The following is a 19,217-nucleotide window of genomic DNA, read 5'->3' on the forward strand; positions in this document are numbered from 1 at the left end:
CGGCCACGCCGCCCTTGCCCGGACCCTCCGGGGGTGACGCCCCCGGCCAGGCGGGTGCGGTGTGCGGGGCCGGCCGCGGGGGGGGCGCCCGGCGGACACCCGCGCCGTGAGCTGCTACTTCTCCGGGGGCGCCAGCAGCGTGCGCACGATGTGGTTCGCCGGGTCGATCCGGAACAGGGTGCCAGCTTGGTTGAGCGTGGCGTACACGGCGCCGGACGGGTCGACGACCACCCCGTACAGACCGGTCAGGGCGGCCTCGTCGGCCGCGGTGCCGTCCAGGCCGGTCGACACGCTGGAGTCCGTTCCGGCGAACGTCGTCATGACGCCCTTCGGGTCGATGCGCCGGATCTTCGCGTTGTGCGTGTCGGTGATGTAGAGCGAGCCGTCCGGGCCGAGGGCCAGACCGGTCGGCCCGCTCAGCAGCGCCCGCGCCGCCGGTCCGCCGTCGCCGGTCTCACCGTCCTGGCCTGAGGTGCCGGCGACGGTCCGGATGGTCCCGTCAGGGGTGATCTCGCGGATGGTGTCCAGGTAGTCGTCGGCCACGTAGATCGAGCCGTCCGGGGTGACGGCGAGACCGGACGGGGAGGGCAGCGAGGCCTTCGTCGCCGGTCCGCCGTCCCCGATGGCCGTGGTGCTGGTGCGGCCGTACGCGCCGGCGACGGTGGAGATCAGGCCGTCCTTGGTGATCTTGCGGACCCGGCTGCCCTCGGCGACGTAGACCGAGCCGTCCGGCCCGAGCGCCAGCGCGGCCGGGCCGTCCAGCGCCGCCCTCGCGGCGAGTCCCGCGTCGGCCGTGAAGCCGGCGCCGCCACGGGCCGTCCCGGCGAAGACGAAGGCCCTGCCCTCCGGGGTAACCCGGTAGACCTGGTCGGCGGCATGGTCGGCGGCGTAGACGGTGCCGTCCGGGGCGACCGCCAGCCCGTGCACCTCGTTCAGCACGAGCTGGGCGGCCGGCACGCCGGCGGCGGGGACAGGGGGTGGGCTGGCTGTCGCGGTCGCCGATGGCGTCGTCGCCGTCGTGGTCCGCGTCGTCGTCGGCGCGGTCACCGGCGCCGGTCCGACCCCGGCCACCGCGCGGACCGTTCCGCTGGCTGTGACCTTGTAGACGGCGCCGGTGCCCACGCCGCTGTCGGAGACGGCGACGTAGACCGTGCCGTCCCGGCGAAGCGCCAGCGCGTCGAAGAACGTGCCTCGGTCGATGGTGAGCTGCTGGCCGGCGTAGCCGGGTTTGGCGCCGCCCCCGCCGCCGGCCGTCAGGCCCACCAGCAGGCCGACGGCGAGCAGGACCACCACCAGCGTGACGCCCGCGCCGATCAGGAGGCCCGGTCGTCGCGGGCGGCGGCGGCGCCGGCCGTGCGGCGTCGGCGCGACCCTGGTCGGGGTGAGCGCCGGCCCCGGCGGCAGGTCGGCTGGCGACGGGCCACCCGGCCGCGGCGTGTGCATCGGGTACGGCGGCTGCGCGCCCCACCCGGACCAGTCGGCCTGCCCCGGCGCACCGGGTGGCGTGGGCTGGCCGGGAACGGGGGTCGTCGGTGCGGGTGCTCGGGCGCCACTCGCCGACAGAAACTGGGTCGGCCGCACCGGGTCGTCCGCGGGCCAACCGTTGCGGGCTCCGGCCGGCGGGGTGGTCGTCGGCCCGGCAAGCGTCGGAGACACTCCGGGCGGCGCCCAGCCGGGCGTCATGCCCGGCAGCAGGTCGCCAAGCCGGTGGCCGGCGGCGGTGAGCACGTCGTCCGGCAGCCGCGCCGGGATTCCGGCGGCGGCGAGCCAGCCGGGGCCGAACACGGCCGTCGCCCCGGCGGCCAGCATCAGCGCCAGGTCGTGGGCGCTCGCCGGCCGGTCGGCCGGGTTCTTGGCCAGCGCGGCCAGCACCACGGCGGCCAGCGGCGCCGGCACCTCGGGCATCGGGTCCGGCGGGACGGAGAGATGGTGGTGCAGCAACGAGGGCACCGTCAGTCCGCGGCCGAACACGGGCCGGCCGCAGAGCATCTCGTAGAGCACGACTCCGAGGGCGTAGAGATCGGTGCCCGGGCCGAGCCGGGTGCCCTCGATCTGCTCGGGCGCCATGTACCGCGGCGTACCGAGCAGGCCGGTCGTGGTCACCGTGGTCGACTCGACGATCTTGGCAATTCCGAAGTCGGCGACCCGGGGCATGCCGTCCGCGCCGAACAGCAGGTTGTCGGGCTTGATGTCCCGGTGCAGCACGCCGATCCGGTGCGCCGCTGCCAGCGCCGTCGCCGCCGTCAGGCCGATCGCGCAGGCGGATCGCGGGTCGAGGTTCGCGGGCCGGACCAGCTGGTCGGACGGCGCCCCCGCCGCCGGGCCGCGCGACGGTGTCGTGGACGCGATCCGGGTCCGCAGGCTGCCGCCCGTGAGCTGCTCCATGACGAGCAGGCACAGGCCGGCGTGCTCGACGTAGTCGTAGACGCGCACGATGTGCGGGTGGTCGAGCTCGGCCAGGACCCGCGCCTCCGCGAGGAAGCGGGTGCGCAGGTCGCCGCTGGAGCCGTCCGACCCGTCGAAGGGGTCGGCGCCAGCTGCGGCGCCGGGGTCGAGCAGCACCTTCACTGCCACGGCCCGGCCCATCAGCCGGTGCCGGGCGGCGTAGACGGCCCCGAAGCCGCCACGGCCCAGCTCGGCGCCGATCTCGTACCCGGGAAGCGCGCCGGCGATCAGGTCCGGCGCGGGTGTCGGCGTGGTCAGGGAGCCTCTCCTAGCGCCGGGTGAAGGACGGGGGCCTAGCTGGCCTGGCGAGCGATCACGCTGATCGTGCCGTTCGGGTCGATCCGACGGATCTCCTTGTTGCCGTTGTCGGCGATGTAGACCGCGCCGCTCGCGTCGACGACCACCGAGCTGGGGCTCTTCAGCTGCGCGGCCGTCGCCGGGCCGCCGTCGCCGGTGTTCCCCTCGGCGCCGGTCCCCGCGATCGTGGTGATCACGCCGTCGGGGGTGACCTTGCGGACGGTGTCACTGCCGTAGTTGGAGATGTAGACCGTGCCATCCGGGCCCAGGGTCAGGTCGGGAATCGACAGGGTGGCGTCGGCGGCGTTCCCACCGTCGCCGGTACGGCCGGTCTTGCCGTTGCCCGCGAACGGGCTCAGGATGCCGGCCTTGTCGATCTTCTGGACCGAGTCGCTGCCGAGGTTGCCGATGTAGATCGTGCCGTCGTCGGCGATCACGACGCTGTTCGGGTCGCTGATCTGGGCCGACAGCGCGGGGGTCGGGGTGCCGGTGTAACCCTTCGTGCCGGTGCCCGCGATCGTCGTGATGATGCCGTCCGGCGTCACCTTGCGAATGCGCTCGTTCGTGTAGTCCGCGAGGTAGAGCGAGCCATCCGGGCCTACGGCGATGCCCTCGACGCTGTTGATCTCGGCCTGGGTGGCCGGTCCGCCGTCACCGCTGAAACCGGCCGTGCCGTTGCCCACCACCGTGGTGATCACGCCATCGGGGGCGATCTTGCGGATCCGGTTGTTCGCGGTGTCCGGGACGTAGATGTTCCCGTTCTTGTCGACGACCGCGGTGCCGGGCCCGTTCAGCTCGGCCGAGGTCGCCGGTCCGCCGTCGCCGCTGAATCCCGCGGTGCCGTTGCCGGCGATCGGGGTGACGGTGCCGTCCTTGCTGATCCGGTGGACGATGTTGGTGTCCAGGCTGGAGACGTACACCGAGCCGTCCGTCCCCATGAACAGGTGCAGCGGCGCGAGGTTCGCGACCGTGAGCGTCGGGCCCGCGTACGCGACCGCGGTCGTCGGCAGCCCGCGGGTTCGGTCCGGGTACGGCTCCTGCGCCGTGTTCAGCCCCTCACCGCCGCCGCCTCCACCCCCGCCACCGCGGCTGAAGGCCAGGGCGATGGCGGTCGTCAGGCCCGCGATGAGCACGAACAGCAGCGTCGCGGTGATCAGAGTGGTCCGCAGCGAGAGCCCGAACAGGCCCTTCTTGGGCTGGCCGCGGTGCGGGGCGGGGAGCGGTGTCCGGATCGGCTGCGGGGCCAGCGGCGGCCGCGGCGGCATGGGCTGGGGCGGTCGGGGCTGGATTGGCGGTGCCCCGGCGGGCGGCCAGCCGCCGGCGGCTGGCGGGCGATACCCGGGGGTCGGTAGCGGGGCGGCGGGCGGTGTCGGGCCCGGAGGGGTTGGCTGCGGCGTGGCCGGCGGCGCCGACCAGCCACCGGGAGTGGGCACCGGCGAGGTGCCGGTGAACGGCCGGCCGGTCGCCGGCACGGGCCGGCCAGGGCCCGGCTGGTAGCCGGGACCGGTCGGCATGCCCGGCCGCGGGGGGAACTGCTGGTTGGGGCGCGGCGGGCCGGTCGGGCCGTAGCCGGGGTAGCCCGGCGCACCCGGCAGCGGGGTCTGCGGCCCGGCCGGGCGGGGCGGCCCGACAGGCGGCCCGGAGAACCGCGAGCTGGGCGTCGAGGTGGTGCCGAGCGCGGCCTCACGGATCTCGTCGTCGACGCGGATCTTGACGTCCGACCGGGTCAGCCAGGCCGGGCCGAACGAGGCGACGCTGGCCCTGGCGAGCTCGAGGGCGAACTCGGTGGCGTCACTGAGCCGCGCCGCCGGGTCCTTGGCGAGGGTGCGCATGATGACCCCGGCGACCTGCGGGGGCGCCATCGTCAGCGGGTCCGGCATGACGTTGAGATGGTGGTGGGTCAGCGGCTGCACGCCCATGGGGCGGCCGAACAGTGGCCGCTCGGCGAGCATCTCGTAGAGGACGCCGGCCAGCGCGTACAGGTCGGTCGAGGGGAACAGCCGGCCGCCGAGGATCTGCTCGGGCGCCATGTAACGCGGCGTGCCGAGGATCGCGCTGGCGGTCGTCTCCGCGCCGTCGAAGATCTTGGCGATACCGAAGTCGGTCACCTTGAGCAGGCCGGCGCCGTCGAACATGATGTTGTCCGGCTTGACGTCGCGGTGCAGGACGCCGGCCGCGTGTGCCGTCGTCAGCGCCGCGGCGGCCGCGATGCCGACCGCGCAGACGGTCTCCTGGTTGATCTTGCTGGCCTGGATGCGCTGCTTGAGGGTGCCGCCGGGCAGCAGCTCCATCACCAGCAGGCAGGTGCCCTCGTGCTCGACGTAGTCGTGGACCCGGACGATGTGTGGGTGGTCGAGCTCGGCGAGCACCCGGGCCTCCGCGAGGAAGCGGGCGCGCAGCTCGGGGTCGTCCGAGGTATCCAGCAGGATCTTGATGGCGACCTTGCGGCCGATGAGCCGGTGCTGGCCGGCGAGCACGAGGCCGTATCCGCCCTTACCGAGGTCGCCTTCGACCTGGTAGCCGGGGAGGGCCGCCTCCACCAGAGAACGATCGATTAGCAAGGTCTGGTCCCGTTCGCCGCCGGCCCCGGAGTTGAACGCGGGGAATCTAAAACGCGAAGGCCGCGCCCGGGCCGCAAACGCGCCCTTCGTCGTGTACCCGGCGATACTACGGCCTGGTACCCCCGAGTTCCCCCCTGGTGGGGCGTAGTTGGTGTCCGTCGGATGTCCGACATGAGGTCGGGCGCTGGGGCGCCCGACCTGTCGGGCGCTTCGCGCCCTCCGGCCCTTGGCCTGCGGGACGTGGACGCCGATGGCCGGGGCGGTCCGTGGTCGGTTTCTGGTTGGGTTGGCGGCGTCCGGTTTCTGGCGCGGGGCGAAGTGATCAGGTCCGCGCCCGGGTCGAGCGGATTCCGAGTGAACGTGGTGCGCACGTCGGGGCGCCGTCACTTCTACGGCCAGGGCGGCCGTGGACACTGACGGTGGCAGATCTCAGGCAGGCAGATCTCAGGCAAGAGGTTCGAAGGGCGGTCGCGTGATGTCGAGTTCGGTGCCGAACTCTGAGTCGTCCCCGCTGGGTGGCGAGCCGGTGGTGATCACCCAGACAGCGGAGTGGGCCGCGCTGCGTGCGCATCACGCCGAGCTCGCCGGAACCGGTCTGCGGGCGCTGTTCGCGGCCGAGCCCGACCGGGCCGAGAAGTTGTCCGCGCAAACAGACGGCCTGTTTCTGGACTATTCGAAGAACCTGGTCACGGCCGAGACAATGCGGCTTCTGGTGACCCTCGCCGAACGGGCCGGGCTCGCGGGCCGGGTCGAGGCGATGTTCACCGGTGAGAAAATTAACACCACCGAGCACCGGGCCGTGCTGCACACCGCCCTGCGCGCCCCCGAGGGTGAGACCGTCCTGGTTGACGGCGAGAACGTCGTGCCGCAGGTGCACGCCGTGCTCGCCAGGATGTACGCGTTCGCGGACCGGGTCCGCTCCGGAGTCTGGACGGGCGCGACCGGCAAGCACATCCGGACCGTCGTGAACATCGGCATCGGCGGCTCCGACCTCGGCCCGGCAATGGCCGCCGAGGCGCTGCGAACCTTCGCCGACCGGTCCATCCAGACCCGTTTCGTCTCCAACGTCGACGGCTCGGACATCTGGGAGGCGACGCAGGACCTGGACCCGGCCGAGACGCTGTTCGTGATCTCGTCCAAGACGTTCACGACCCTCGAGACCATCGCCAACGCGAAGACCGCGCGGGCCTGGCTGGTCGCCGAGCTCGGCGCGGACGCGGTGCCGCACCACTTCGTCGCGGTCTCGACGAATGCCGAGAAGGTCGCCGAGTTCGGCATCGACACCGCGAACATGTTCGAGTTCTGGGACTGGGTCGGCGGCCGCTACTCGATGGACTCGGCCATCGGGCTGTCGCTCGCGGTGGCCATCGGGCCGGAGAACTTCGCCGAGCTGCTGTCCGGTTTCCACGCGATGGACGTACATTTCCGCACGGCGCCACTTGACCGTAACCTGCCGGTCCTCCTGGGGCTGATCGGTTTGTGGTACCGGGACTTCTTCGGCCTGCAGACGCACGCGGTGCTGCCGTACAGCCACTACCTCAGCCGGTTCGCGGCCTATCTGCAGCAGCTCGACATGGAGAGCAACGGCAAGTCGGTCGACCGGGCCGGCCACCCGGTCACCGCCGCCACCGGCCCCGTTGTCTGGGGCACCCCGGGCACGAACGGTCAGCACGCCTATTACCAGCTGCTCCACCAGGGCACGACGGTCATCCCGGCGGACTTCATCGGGTTCGTCGCCGCGCCGCACCCGCAGGTCGGCGGCAGCGGCGCGGCGGACCAGCATCTGTTGCTGATGGCGAACTTCTTCGCCCAGACCGAGGCGCTGGCCTTCGGGAAGACCGCGGCCGAGGTCGCGGCCGAGGGCGTGGCGCCGGAGCTCGTCCCGCACAAGGTGTTCAGCGGAGACCGCCCGACCACCACCCTGCTGGCCCCGAAGCTCACCCCGTTCACGCTCGGCCAGCTGATCGCGCTGTACGAGCACAAGGTGTTCACCCAGGGCACGATCTGGGGGATCAACAGCTTCGACCAGTGGGGCGTCGAGCTCGGCAAGGTGCTCGCCGGTCGGATCATCCCCGAGCTCGCCGGGGAGGAGGAGCCGACGCTTGCCCATGACGGCTCCACCAACGCCCTCATCCACCGCTTCCGGGCCGGCTTCGCCGAGACGCTCCCGGCACCCGCTGGCACCTGAGCCCCGGCGTCCCCCGAGCCCCCTGCGTCCCCAGAGCCCCACAGCGTCCCCGGCGTCGGCCGGTCCCGTCCCCCTGCCCGCGTCCGACGGAATCGACGGAGCCGCTGTTACTCTCCGTAACCATTCTATGGACAGGGGATCGGGGATGAGATGCGGGTCGACGCGGGGGCGCTGCGGATGTCCGTGCACCGCGACGCGCGGGGCGGGGAGGACGTGCTCATCGAGCTCGCCGGCGAGCTGGACGCACCCGGGCGGCGCTGCCTGCGCGACCAGATCGCCGAGCTGCTCGGCCGCGGCGGCGCCATCGTGACCGTCGACGTCGGCGGGCTGCGCCGGGTCGACATACCGGGGCTTGCCGCGCTGCTGCGGGCGGATCTGCTGCTGCGGCGGGTCCGTGGCTCGCTGGAGATCCGGTCGGCGACGCCGGCGTTCCTCGAGCTCGTCACGGCCACCGGCCTGACCGGCCGGCTGCGCCTCCTCCCGGCTCCGCCCATCCCCAGGCCGCCGGCCGGAACCGCGGTGCGGTCAGCCAGGGGGGAAGCGATCTTGCCGGCAGATGCGGCGGTGTCGCCAGGGGCAGGTTCGGCCCTGCCACTTGGGGAGGGCGCGCTGCCGGGTGGGGTCGGGGCGGCGGTGGGCGGGCCCGACCCCGGCTCGGCTTCAGGCGTCGGCGGGTGAGACCCGGCCGGCCGACCGGGTGGCGTTGACGAGCGCGAGGGCGGGGTGGAGTTCGGTCGTGCGGCTTCCACCGTCGCTCGTCCCCATCGCGGCGATCAGCGGAACCTCGGCCGCGGCCGGCGGTTCCAGGGTGATCGCGGTGGCTTCGGTGGCCTCGCCGGCGCCGCTGCCGTCATCTGGTGGGGTGCCGGCGGTGCCGCTGGGCACGAGGCGCAATGGCGCTCGTCCCGGACTGGTCAACCACCTCTCCACTGAGTTCATCAGCAGCATGACCAGCATCATGACCAGCGGAAATGCGATCACCAACGCGGCGGTTGGCGCGGTTAGTTCCACCTGAACACCCCCTGAGCCAAAGGTCCGACAAGTCCGAGAAAGTCGCGCGATCGGCGCGGCGGGCCCGGACCGCGACCAGGTACCTCATTCGTTTGGTTACCCGCAGTGGTTACTATGTCACCAGGCGCGGTCGTTCTCACCCATGCAGGGTGGGCCCGTCGAGAGTTGTCCTGTCGCGGGTCCCGCGGATGCCGGAGTGCCCGCTGGTCCACCACCAGTCGCAGCCAACGGACCGAACCCGGTGGATCAGGCTTCGGCGGCATTGGTGGGGGAGCCGGTTTCACGCTCTCACCGACCCGCCGTCCCGGCAGCCCAGAAGGCGGGCTCGTCGGGAAACGCCCTGAGCGCCGGGATGGGCCGGTCTGGAGCTGGTCTCACGCCGGCCCCCGCCCCGGGCTGGGCGCGGCGCCAGGCCGGCTTCGAGCCCGATGAGGGCACGGCCGAGCGCTGGCTGCCACGGGTCATACCGCTCTGCCTGCCCACCGATCGGCGGCTAGAACCTCCCGGTCGGTCCGGGGCCGACCCGGTGTGGAGGAGCTCGCACGGGATCACACCGACCGCCGCAATGCGGACCAACCGGTCCACGCGGTGGCCGGGGGCGAAGCGTCGTACGACGGGCTCGGGGCGCCCGTCGTACCCTGCCCTCACCATGTCTGTGTCGTCGTTCGGCTCGTATGAGGGCCACGCCCCCAACGAGTACGGGCACGATTCCGGCTATCAGCCGGTCGACCCGGTCGCTGTGCCCGGGCCCACGGCGCCGTGGGCGACGGAGGCCGGGCCGAGTCCGGCCGGGCCGGGCGGGATTCCGGGCGGTCTGGCCGTCAGCCACGTGACCGACTGGCGGATGGCCGTCGACGAGCTTGGCCGCCCGATCCCACCCCCGCCGGGCTACGCGTCGCGGCCGGCCCCAGACGGCCCGCAGCCGCCGCCGACGCTTCTCCCGGCGGCACCCTTCTCGCCCGCGGGCCTGTTCCCGGTACCGACGTCCTGGTCGTCGACCGGGTCGCCCACCTACCAGGACGCGCTGTCTCACGAGTCGCTGTCCGACCAGTCGCTGTCCCACCAGCCGCCGCCCGTGTCGATGCCGGCCACCGAACGAGCGCCGTTCGAGGTCACGACGACAGCCGGGCTGGGTTCCGACCGGCCGCGGCTGCCTGGTGACGCCCCGTCACCCGGTCCTTCGGCGCCGGTGGGCTCCTTTACCGAGCTGGCCGCGTCGCCCTACGGATCACTCCCGGGGGTGTCGCTGCCTTCGGGCGCCTTCGTGCCGGCGTCGGTGCCCGTCCCGGTGGCGGACATCGGGCCGGGCCTGACCGCGCTCGACGACGGCGTGATCGGCGTCGACTTCCCGCCGCCGTATCCACCCCGCCAGACGGACCGGCGGCACGCGCAGGACCAGCCGCTCGTGCCCGGCCAGCCCTTCGTCCCGGACCAGCCCTACGGGCCGAACCACCCCTACGGGCCGGACTCGTACGTACCGGACCCGTCGTACGTCCCGGACCCGCCGTATGGGCCGGACCGGTCGTACTCGCCGGAGCCGTCCTACGCGCTGGATCGGTCGTACGGGGCCGACCCGCGGTTCGGGCCGGACCAGTCGAGCCGGCCTCGACTCGAGGAGCCGTCGGCGCCCCAGCGGCTGGACTACGGGACCGCATCGCGCCCGGTCCAGGGCCCCGCACCGGTGGCGGCCTCCGACTGGGACGTCGTCGGGGACGGCCTGATGGTGGGTGGGTCCTCGGCTGCCGACCCGCCGGCGGCGGCCGGGCCCGCAGCCGTGGCCTTGCCGCCTGGGCTGGCCGACCTCGCCGCCGCGGCCGCCGCGGCGGTCCAGGCGGTGGCCGCCGACAGGGGTGACCGGCCCGCGGACGGGGCGGCTACCGTGCCCATGGCGCTGGAGCCGTATCGCGGCCACCGCCGGATCAGTCCGGAGGACCTCGCGGCGAGGCACACGGTTGTCCGTGAGCAGGTCGACTACGCGTTGGCGGAGATCGCGTTGGCGAAGGCCGCGTTCCGCCGGGCCTGCGAGGACACCGGTCGGCCCGGCTGGCCGTTCCGGGACACCGAGGTGGACCTGATGCGCCGTCCCGCGGTGGCGCACGCGCTGTTCTGCGAGCTGGCCGGCATCGAGCGGCTCCGGGTCTGGGCCCAGGAGCTCTACTGGCTTCAGGAGCAGAACCGCGGCTTCGCCTAGATCCGTCGGGTCGGCCGGCGAGCCTCTTTGGTGCCCTGCTGCTGCCCTCGCGAGCAGTCGAACTCCCGACTTCGGCGCTCCTGCCAACCGGCCAAGGGTAAATTTCACCCAGGTGCTCGGGGGAGGCTGTGATCAATCATGGAAGTGCCAGCGGATCCAAGGCTGTCCGATTGTGCCTGTGGTCATCAGCGGGTCGAGCATCGACACGACCGGCCAGGATCTGACTGCTGCCGCTGCGACTGCGCGCGTTACGGCCACGTCGCCCGGGCTGAGCTTCACCGAGTCGCTCCTGTGACATCGAAGGCAGCGCGGCCGAAGCTGCCGGCCATGGCCGCGGTGAGGCGGGCGCTCAGCGTGGCGGGCTCAGCATGACGACCGTCGTGTCCGGGCCCTCGAGGTTCTCGAAGGCCCGGTTGGCTAGCGCGGCGGCGGTGACGTTTCCCCTGCGGTGGTAGCGCTCGATAGCGCTCGCCAGGCTCACGGCCGCCTCGTCCTTGCGGTCGGCCCGGTGTAGCACCTCGGCGCGGGCCAGCAGCGCGACGGCCTGGCCATCCAGGTCGTCGGTCTGGCCGGACAGGTCGACGGCGGTCTCGGCGAACCGCAGCGCCTCGTCATCCCGGCCGCGGATCGCCAGCAGCCGGGCGTGCACCCCGCACCAGCCGGCCTGCGCGGGCAGCTGGTCGGAGGCGGCCGCGTCCCGGCAGCGGGTGACGTACTTGCCGGCGTCGTCGAGGCGGCCCAGCGCCAGCATGACGTCCGCCAGCGCGGCCGCCCTGGTCGCCAGATACGCCCGCTCGCCCATCCGGGACAGGTGCCGACAGCTGCGGCGCAGCTCGCGCTCGGCGGTGACCAGGTCGTCGGCCAGCACGGCCACCCTGGCGACGACGAACCCGCTGTGCAACGGGTCGAAGCGCGGGCCGCGCACCTCCCAGACGATCTCCTCGGCATCCTTGAGGTGCGTCCGCGCCGCCTCCAGGTCACCGGACATCGCGGTGAGCACCGCGAGCTGGGCGAGCAGCGCCCGGCGCTGACCCCGGTCGTCGCCGGCGGCGTCCAGCGCGGACGTCGCGAGCCCGATCGCCTCGCCGACCGACCGCGGCGTCCAGCTCAGCAGCCCGATCAGCTCGCGGCGCAGTGACTGCGCGGCCCGTGGCACGCCCGAGTCCTCGGCGTGCCCGACCGCCATCTCCATCGCCTTCTCGGCCGCCCCGAACTGGCCGGCGGCCGTGTAGGCGGCGGCCTGGCTGCGGCAGGCGAGCGCGGCCCCGACCTCGTCGCCGTCGCGGACGAAGTCGCCGAGCGCCTCACCCGCCTCGTCGAGGGTCGTCGCGACGAGGCCGTCGGGCTCGGTGGAGAACAGCACCCGCAGGTGGGCGAGCCGGGCGTGCGCCCGTAGCCCGTCCTCGCCGGCGCGGCGTGCCCTCTCGGTGACCTGGCGCAGGATCCGGTCGGCGTCGGAGAGCCGGCCGAACGAGTACAGCGCCCAGCCCAGGTCGATCTCGGCCCGCAGCCGCAACGGCTCCAGCTCCGGCAGCAGCACGATCGCTCGCTTGAGCAGCTGGGCGGCGCCCATCTCGTCGCCCTGGCGGACCCGGTCGGCCGCCTCGATCAGGCAGCTGGCGGCCTGCCGGCCGAGCTCGACGGTCGCCGCGTCGCGCTGGCCGAGCTCGACCCGGTAGCGGTAGGCCTGCTCCAGGTGGTAGCCGACGAGCTCGTCGTGCTCGCCAGGGCCGCCGACCATCCTGGCCTGCAGCCAGCGGGCGAACCGCTCGTGCAGGTCGGCCCGCTGCCGCTTCGACGTCGCCTGGTAGGCGCAGTCGCGCAGCAGCACGTGCAGGAAGCGGAACGCCTCGACGCCGGGCAGGTCGGAACGGTCCGGGTGCACCAGCTCCTTGCGCACCAGGGCCAGGCAGTGCGCCGCGACCTGCGGGCGCTCCTCCGGCTCGGAGAGGTCGACGACCGCGTCCAGGTAGAACCTGGCGCCGACGACGGCCGCCCGCTCCAGCACCTGCCGTTCGGCGGTGTCCAGCCGGTCGAGCCGGGCCGCGAGCAGTGCGGAGATCGTCGGCGGGACCTTGACGTTGCGCAGGCTGCCGGTGGCCGTCCAACGGTCGCCGTCCCGGCGCAGCAGGCCGTCGTCGACCAGCGCGGCCACCATCTGCTCGACGAACAGCGGGTTGCCCGACGCCGACGAGGTGATCCGGGCGACGAGCGCCGGGTCCAGGTCGTCGGAGCCCATCAGGCTACGGATCAGCCGTTGGCAGCGGGCCTCGGTGAGCGGTTGCAGCAGCATCGAGGTGGCGTTCAGCTTGCCGCCGCCCCACTGCCGGCGCTCCTCCAGCAGTTCGGGCCTGCTCAGGCTCAGCAGCAGGATCGGCGCGTCGCGGGACCAGTCGGTGATGTGCTCGATCAGGTCGAGCAGTGTCGGCTCGGCCCAGTGCACGTCGTCGAAGCAGAGCACCAGCGGGCGGCGTTCGGCCAGCGCGTGGAAGAAGGTGCGCACCGCCCAGAAGCTCTCCTGGGTACCGACCTCGGCGCCCCCGAGACCGACCAGCGGGGCGAGCGCGGCGACGACCTCGGGCGCGCCGGCGACGCCCAGCTCGTCGAGCAGCTCGCGCAGCCGGCGTTTGCCCTCAGGGGCCGGCGAGTCGGCGGACATCCCGGTCGCCTGGCGGACCATCTCCATCAGCGGCCAGTAGGCGATGCCCTCGCCGTAGGAAAGGCAGCGGCCGGACAGCACGGTCGCCCGGCTCGCGACGCCGTCGCAGAACTCCTTGACCATCCGTGACTTCCCGATGCCGGCGGGGCCGAGCACGGTGAACAGATGGCAGATCCGTTCCTCGACGACGGCCTCGAAGGCGTCCTGGATGCGCCGGCGTTCCCGGTTGCGCCCGATCACCGGCGCGGCCAGGCTCAGCGACGGCGTCCGGCTGCCGGGGCCGGCCGTGGGGTCGACCAGGCCGAGCAGCCGGTGCGCCCGCACGGGGTCGCGCTTCCCCTGCACCACCATCGGCGGCACGCTGTCGACGGTGACGCTGTGCCGGATCAGCCGGTAGGTGACGTCGCCGATCAGGATCTCGTCGGGCGCGGCGGCGACCTCCAGCCGGGAGGCGACGTTGACCGCGTCACCGGTGACCCCGCCGCCGGCGACGGTGACCTCGCCGGTGTTGATCCCGATCCGGACCCGCAGGCCGATGCCCCAGCCGCGATGCAGGTCGAGGTTGAGCTCCCGCAACCGGGCCCGGATCTCCAGGGCGGTGCGCACCGCTCGCAGCGAGTCGTCCTCGTGCAGCACCGGAATGCCGAAGACCGCGAAGACGGCGTCGCCGATGAACTTCTCGACGGTGCCACCGTGCGCGTAGATGGCCTCCCTGGCCAGGTCGAAGAACCGGGCCATCACCTGCTGTAGCGGCTCGGAGTCGATGTTCTCGGCCAGCCGGGTCGAGTCCGTGATGTCGACGAAAAGCACCGTGACCGTCTTGCGGGTCCCGCTGACCGCGGTGGGGAGGGCGTTCCCGCAGGCGGAGCAGAACCGGGAATCGTCCTGGTTCTGCCGCGCACATACCGGGCACCGCACCATGTGCCGGATGGTAGGCCGAACGGGCCGCCCGACGGCGGGGGATTTCGGCATCGGTCGACTGCGCGGTGATCCGTCCCACATCGGCTCGTCGAGCGGCTTTTCCCTGGCCCGGGGGTGGGGGTTGCCCGGATCGCCTGGTTGGTCGTTCATCCGCGCGAGCCCCGGCGCGGCGCGGCCCATGCCCAAGCCAAGCCGTGCCTCCCGCGGGTGCGGCATTCGGTCGGTACCACCATAGTCAGCGTCGGGCTGCCAGCCCTCGTCAGGAGATGTCGGCCCAGCGCAGGTCGCCGTTCGATTCACGCAGGCAGGCGATCGGACGGCCCGATGGATCCCGCTGGACCTGTCCCACGTCGGAGCTGGAGCAGGCCGTGCCGGACGCCGGCCCGCTCGGCTGCGGCTTGGGCGGGGAGTCCGACCAGGCGCCAAGGCCGGCCGCGCCCGTGGGGACGGCCACCGGCACGCAGAACAGCGTCAGCCCGTTGATCGCCGCCTGCGGCGCCGAGTCCTGGCTTGGGACGCATGGCTCGCCGACGAAGACCGGTGAGGCGGCCACGTCGGGACTGGCGGCCTGCTCGGAGGCGGAGCCGGACGGGCCTCCGCTGGCCGTTCCGTCCGCGGTCGCGCCGCCTGTCCCGCCAGCGTTCGCGCCCGTCGCGCCAGGTGACGGCTCGGCCTTGGTACTCGGCGCCGGGGCTGGGGTGGTCGCGGCCGAGTCCGGCCCGGCGGCGCTCGCGCTCGGGTCGGGCCCGCCCGGCGCGCTGTTCGCGGCGGACGTCGCGGTGCTCTGGCTCCTGTCGTGCCCACAGCCGACGAGGGTGCCGAACAGCGCCGCGGCAACCATCGCCGGCACCACGCTCGCCACCACCGCCTGGCGAACCCGCGCCCACCCGGCCACGGCGCACCTCCTCCCACCCGGCGGACCGGGTTGGCACGCCGCCAGGGCGGACGTCACCCGGTGGCGAGGCGCTTACAAGCTATCGCGTTGCGTAGCGGGGCGTTGACCTGCCCGGCTGCCTCCGTCGGGGTTTCACGATCCAGCTTAGGCACGCCATTGATCGTTGGTTGCTGCTTCGTCTTTCGTCTCGCGATGCTCACCCCCTCCGTGGTGGCTGTGTGTTGCGTCACAGGGGAAGGTCGCCGGGTGCCCGGCTGACCTGTTGTCCCTTGTCTCCGCGCCTGGTTCGTATGTCGATCATGGCCGACGGAGGTCGGGAAGACGGGTTTGCTCCTGGGTTACTCGCTAGTAGCATGGGTACGACGTACTCACCAGTAACAAAGCCGACGGGCCGTGTGCTCGACGTCGGCACGGGCCTGGGGCGGACACGGCGGCGCGGCTGACGGCCGAGCGGCCGGCGGAATCCTCCGGAGCGCATACGACATGGGGGCGGCCATGGGGCACTACCGAAGCAACCTTCGGGACATCGAGTTCAACCTCTTCGAGGTGTTCAAGGTCGACCAGATCCTGGGCACCGGCCCGTTCGCGGAGATGGACCGGGAGACAGCGCACGAGGTCCTCGTAGAGCTCGAGCGGCTGGCCACCGGCCCGCTGGGCGAGTCGTTCGCGGACGCGGACCGCAATCCCCCTCAGTTCGACGCGGCCACCGGGACCGTCCGGCTGCCCGAGTCATTCAAGAAGTCCTACCGCTCCCTGGAGGAGGGCGAGTGGTGGCGGCTGTTCGTGCCCGCGCACCTCGGCGGCCTCGGCGCCCCGCCGACCGTCGCCTGGGCCGCCTCCGAGCTGATCCTGGGCTCGAACCCGGCCGTCTTCATGTACATGGCCGGCCCGACCTTCGCCGGCATCCTCGACCAGCTCGGTACCGCCTCGCAGAAGAAGTTCGCGGCTCAGGCGGTCGAGCGGCAGTGGGGCGCGACGATGGTGCTCACCGAGCCGGACGCCGGTTCCGACGTGGGCGCCGGCCGCACCAGGGCCGTCCAGCAGTCCGACGGCACCTGGCACATCGAGGGCGTCAAGCGGTTCATCACCAGCGGTGACTGGGACATCCCCGAGAACATCTTCCACATGGTGCTTGCCCGGCCGGAGGGACACGGCCCGGGCTCCAAGGGCCTGTCGATGTTCATCGTGCCGAAGTTCATGCCGGACCCCGAGACGGGTGCGCCCGGCGCCCGCAACGGCGTCTACGTCACCAACGTCGAGCACAAGATGGGTCTGAAGGTCTCCGCGACCACCGAGCTGCGCTTCGGCGAGAGGGCGCCCGCCGTCGGCTGGCTGGTCGGCGACGTCCACGACGGCATCGCCCAGATGTTCCAGGTGATCGAGCACGCCCGGATGATGGTCGGCACGAAGGCCATCGCCACCCTGTCCACCGGGTACCTCAACGCGCTGGAGTTCGCCCGTACCCGGGTCCAGGGCGCCGACCTCGCCGCCACCGACAAGGGCGCGCCGCGCGTCACGATCATCCACCACCCGGACGTCCGCAGAATGCTCATGGCGCAGAAGGCCTACGCCGAGGGCATGCGGGCGCTGGTGCTCTACACCGCGTCCTTCCAGGACACCATCGCCGCGGCCGAGTCCGCGGGCGGCGTGCCCGGGTCGCGGGCCGCGCTGTCCGGCGCGGACGGCTCCGCCGCCGAGCGGGCCGCCCGGATGAACGACCTGCTGCTGCCGATCGTCAAGGGCGTCGGTTCGGAGCGGTCCTACGAGCTGCTTGCCAGCTCGCTGCAGATCTTCGGTGGCTCCGGCTACCTGCAGGACTACCCGGTCGAGCAGTACATCCGGGATGCCAAGATCGACACTCTCTACGAGGGGACGACGTCGATCCAGGGCCAGGACCTGTTCTTCCGCAAGATCGTGCGGGATCAGGGCCAGGCACTGACCGCGCTGCTCATCGACATCCAGGCCTTCGCCAAGGGCGACGCCGGCAACGGCACCCTCGCCAAGGAGCGCGACCAGCTCGCCGCCGCGCTTGAGGACGTCCAGTCGATGGTCGGGGCCCTGGTCGGCTTCCTCGGCTCGGCCGCCGAGAACCGCGAAGAGGTCTACAAGGTGGGCCTCAACACCACCCGGCTGCTGATGAGCCTCGGCGATCTGGTGATCGGCTGGCTGCTGCTGCGGGGCGCCGAGGTCGCGGTCGCGGCGGTCGAGGACGGCCCGTCCAGCCGCGACGCCGCGTTCTACCGGGGCAAGATCGCCGCGGCCAAGTGGTTCGCCGCGAACGTCCTGCCCGAGCTGCACACCCGCCGCGCCATGCTGGAGGCGGCCGACCTCGACCTCATGACACTGCCCGAGGAAGCGTTCTAGCCCGCCCCACCGGTCCGCCCGACCGGTAACCACCGGCCGCCTGGTGCTCCCGCACCGGCGGCCGGTGGTGTATCGGCGGGTGTCCGATGGGTAACTGGCTGGATTGCCGATAGCCGCGGCGGTTCCTGCGACAGATCTTGGGTACACGCCGGGCCATGGGAATCATGGTGAGCCTGGTGTTCTTCGCGGTCGGGGCGATCTTTACCTTCGCCATCCGAGCCGAGCCCTCCGGCATCAGCCTCGTCGCGGTAGGCGTGATCATCATGCTGGTCAGCGTCGCCGGCTTCGCCGCGTCGTTCTATCGCGACCTCTGGCGGCGCCGCATCTTCGAGGAGTCCATCGAGCAGGGGACGACGCCGCCGCTGTCCTTCGACGACGAGATCATGGTCGAGCCGACGGCCCCGATCGTGGCCCCCGTCCACGAGTACCCGAACCTGACCGAGCCCCTCTGACCGCCGGCACCCAGGTCACCGCGGGGGCGGGAACCCCTTCGCCTTCCCCCGCATCTACCTCATCGCGCCCCGCGGCAGAAGCTGGACCTGGTCAGGAGGTCCGGAGGGGCCCTGCTGGCTAGTTCGGCAGGACCTGGCTGATCTGGAACGTGTGATCGCCCGTGTCGGTGGGTCGGCTCCTGCCCCGTCGGGGCTGATCTGGGTGGATGAGGGATCGACGAGGGGTCCGGGCGGCTGAAGCTGGTGCTCTCGCGTGGCCTTGATCGCTGTTTGGGCCCTGGGATGGTCGTGGCGAGGGCGTTTCCGCAACCACCCCAGGGCCCAAACCGCGATCATGACGGGCGGAGTGCCTCGCGATACCGGGGCCGCGCGCGGCAGGCCGGCTTCCCGATCACCGGGAGGCCGGATCGGGCCTCACTCTTACCTGACGATTGACCGCGGACGAGGTTCGCCGCCACCACGTAGGACCCCGCGCAGCCTCAAGGCCCCGTATCAGCCAGCAGAGTTCGCAGAGGCGGGAAGGCCTGTGCTTGCCCCGCAATGGGGCTGGACCTCGCTAGGAGGTCCGGAGGGTGCCTCCCCCACGCGTCGCCTTCGGCGCCGCGCGGGGACCCCTGCAATGGGGCTGGACCTGGTCAGGAGGTCCGGAGGGGCGGGAAGGCCTGGTCTAGCTCGTTGCGCATGTCGCGCTTGAGGATGTCGTCGGCCTCCGAGGACGGCTGGCCCTCGAGGAGGAACCGGGCGACGCGCAGGGTCAGATCGACCCGCTCGGCCAGGTTGAGGGCGCCGGTGAAACGACCGCTCGTCTGACCCGCGGACGACGCGGAGTTGAGGACCTTGGCGACAAACTCGTCCGCGGCCATCAGAGCTTCCACGCGCGTCATGTGGGTCACCTCATTTGTCCCGTGAAGCCGGAGCCGTGCTGATACCTGGCTGCGTTCCGCACGTTACCAGGCAGCATCCTGCCACTGTTGTTCGCCCCACCTGTCCCCTTTGCGCCCGCTCCGCGAGCCTTGACCGACATCGCATCGTCTGTTGGGCGGTTGCTGCCTGTTCGTGGGTGAAGCGCCTCTCGCGGCCCTGCTCGCGATGCCCGATCCCGGGCCTGATCCGTGGGGGTCACGGACGATCGTCGGCGCCTGGGGCGCACGGAACGCGGCGCAGTTGATCTCCGCGTTCCGCGGGACGGTGTGCCTGGTTGATCTCCGCGTTCCGCGGGACGGTGGGGGCCTC

The 19,217-nt window shown here is 72.5% G+C and carries 10 protein-coding genes and 1 pseudogene; 5 read left to right on the plus strand and 6 right to left on the minus strand.

Annotated elements, in window-relative coordinates; all coding sequences use genetic code 11:
• Positions 1-114 precede the first annotated feature (114 nt).
• Positions 115-2,703, minus strand: coding sequence for a serine/threonine-protein kinase (locus tag I6A60_RS28055; protein WP_203012106.1), 2,589 nt, complete (start codon positions 2,701-2,703; stop codon positions 115-117).
• 35 nt (positions 2,704-2,738) lie between these two features.
• Entirely contained in the window at positions 2,739-5,282 is a 2,544-nt protein-coding gene (locus I6A60_RS28060) for a serine/threonine-protein kinase (protein ID WP_203042245.1), read from the minus strand.
• A gap of 496 nt (positions 5,283-5,778) precedes the next feature.
• Between I6A60_RS28060 and pgi the strand changes: the two genes are divergently transcribed.
• Together pgi and I6A60_RS28070 are read left to right on the plus strand one after the other, a co-directional pair.
• Positions 5,779-7,491, plus strand: a complete 1,713-nt coding sequence (gene pgi / locus I6A60_RS28065; protein ID WP_203022266.1) for a glucose-6-phosphate isomerase — start codon at positions 5,779-5,781, stop codon at positions 7,489-7,491.
• A 150-nt stretch (positions 7,492-7,641) separates the two neighbouring features.
• Positions 7,642-7,968: pseudogene (locus tag I6A60_RS28070) on the plus strand (STAS domain-containing protein); the annotation flags it as partial.
• A gap of 183 nt (positions 7,969-8,151) precedes the next feature.
• Here the strand turns inward: I6A60_RS28070 and I6A60_RS28075 are convergent.
• A complete protein-coding gene (locus tag I6A60_RS28075; protein WP_203022267.1) occupies positions 8,152-8,502 on the minus strand; it encodes a hypothetical protein in 351 nt (116 codons plus the stop codon).
• A 649-nt stretch (positions 8,503-9,151) separates the two neighbouring features.
• Here I6A60_RS28075 and I6A60_RS42090 point away from each other — a divergent pair.
• On the plus strand, positions 9,152-10,693 hold the full coding sequence (locus I6A60_RS42090; protein WP_238436397.1) for a hypothetical protein: 1,542 nt from the start codon (positions 9,152-9,154) through the stop codon (positions 10,691-10,693).
• A 349-nt stretch (positions 10,694-11,042) separates the two neighbouring features.
• On the opposite strand, the gene I6A60_RS28085 is transcribed toward I6A60_RS42090, so the two are convergent.
• Both I6A60_RS28085 and I6A60_RS28090 read right to left on the minus strand, forming a co-directional pair.
• Positions 11,043-14,273: an AAA family ATPase gene (locus I6A60_RS28085; protein WP_203022268.1), complete on the minus strand. Its 3,231-nt coding sequence runs from the start codon at positions 14,271-14,273 to the stop codon at positions 11,043-11,045.
• A gap of 259 nt (positions 14,274-14,532) precedes the next feature.
• On the minus strand, positions 14,533-15,168 hold the full coding sequence (locus I6A60_RS28090; protein WP_203022269.1) for a hypothetical protein: 636 nt from the start codon (positions 15,166-15,168) through the stop codon (positions 14,533-14,535).
• Positions 15,169-15,663: 495 nt separating this feature from the next.
• On the opposite strand from I6A60_RS28090, the gene I6A60_RS28095 reads away from it, so the two are divergent.
• Together I6A60_RS28095 and I6A60_RS28100 are read left to right on the plus strand one after the other, a co-directional pair.
• Positions 15,664-17,532, plus strand: coding sequence for an acyl-CoA dehydrogenase (locus tag I6A60_RS28095; protein ID WP_203022270.1), 1,869 nt, complete (start codon positions 15,664-15,666; stop codon positions 17,530-17,532).
• 155 nt (positions 17,533-17,687) lie between these two features.
• Positions 17,688-17,984, plus strand: a complete 297-nt coding sequence (locus tag I6A60_RS28100; protein WP_238436398.1) for a hypothetical protein — start codon at positions 17,688-17,690, stop codon at positions 17,982-17,984.
• Positions 17,985-18,619: 635 nt separating this feature from the next.
• On the opposite strand, the gene I6A60_RS28105 is transcribed toward I6A60_RS28100, so the two are convergent.
• Positions 18,620-18,868 (minus strand): hypothetical protein, encoded by a 249-nt coding sequence (locus I6A60_RS28105; RefSeq protein WP_013428202.1) that lies wholly within the window; start codon positions 18,866-18,868, stop codon positions 18,620-18,622.
• Positions 18,869-19,217 lie beyond the last annotated feature (349 nt).

The sequence above is a fragment of the Frankia sp. AgB1.9 genome (assembly GCF_016786355.1).
Taxonomy (GTDB): domain Bacteria; phylum Actinomycetota; class Actinomycetes; order Frankiales; family Frankiaceae; genus Pseudofrankia.

Bases quoted from the DNA above. Each gene is read 5' to 3' on its own strand.
- pgi (WP_203022266.1), top strand. From the start codon at position 5,779: ATGTCGAGTTCGGTGCCGAACTCTGAGTCGTCCCCGCTGGGTGGCGAG.
- I6A60_RS42090 (WP_238436397.1), top strand. From the start codon at position 9,152: ATGTCTGTGTCGTCGTTCGGCTCGTATGAGGGCCACGCCCCCAACGAG.
- I6A60_RS28085 (WP_203022268.1), bottom strand. From the start codon at position 14,273: ATGGTGCGGTGCCCGGTATGTGCGCGGCAGAACCAGGACGATTCCCGG.
- I6A60_RS28095 (WP_203022270.1), top strand. From the start codon at position 15,664: ATGGGGCACTACCGAAGCAACCTTCGGGACATCGAGTTCAACCTCTTC.
- I6A60_RS28100 (WP_238436398.1), top strand. From the start codon at position 17,688: ATGGGAATCATGGTGAGCCTGGTGTTCTTCGCGGTCGGGGCGATCTTT.
- I6A60_RS28105 (WP_013428202.1), bottom strand. From the start codon at position 18,868: ATGACGCGCGTGGAAGCTCTGATGGCCGCGGACGAGTTTGTCGCCAAG.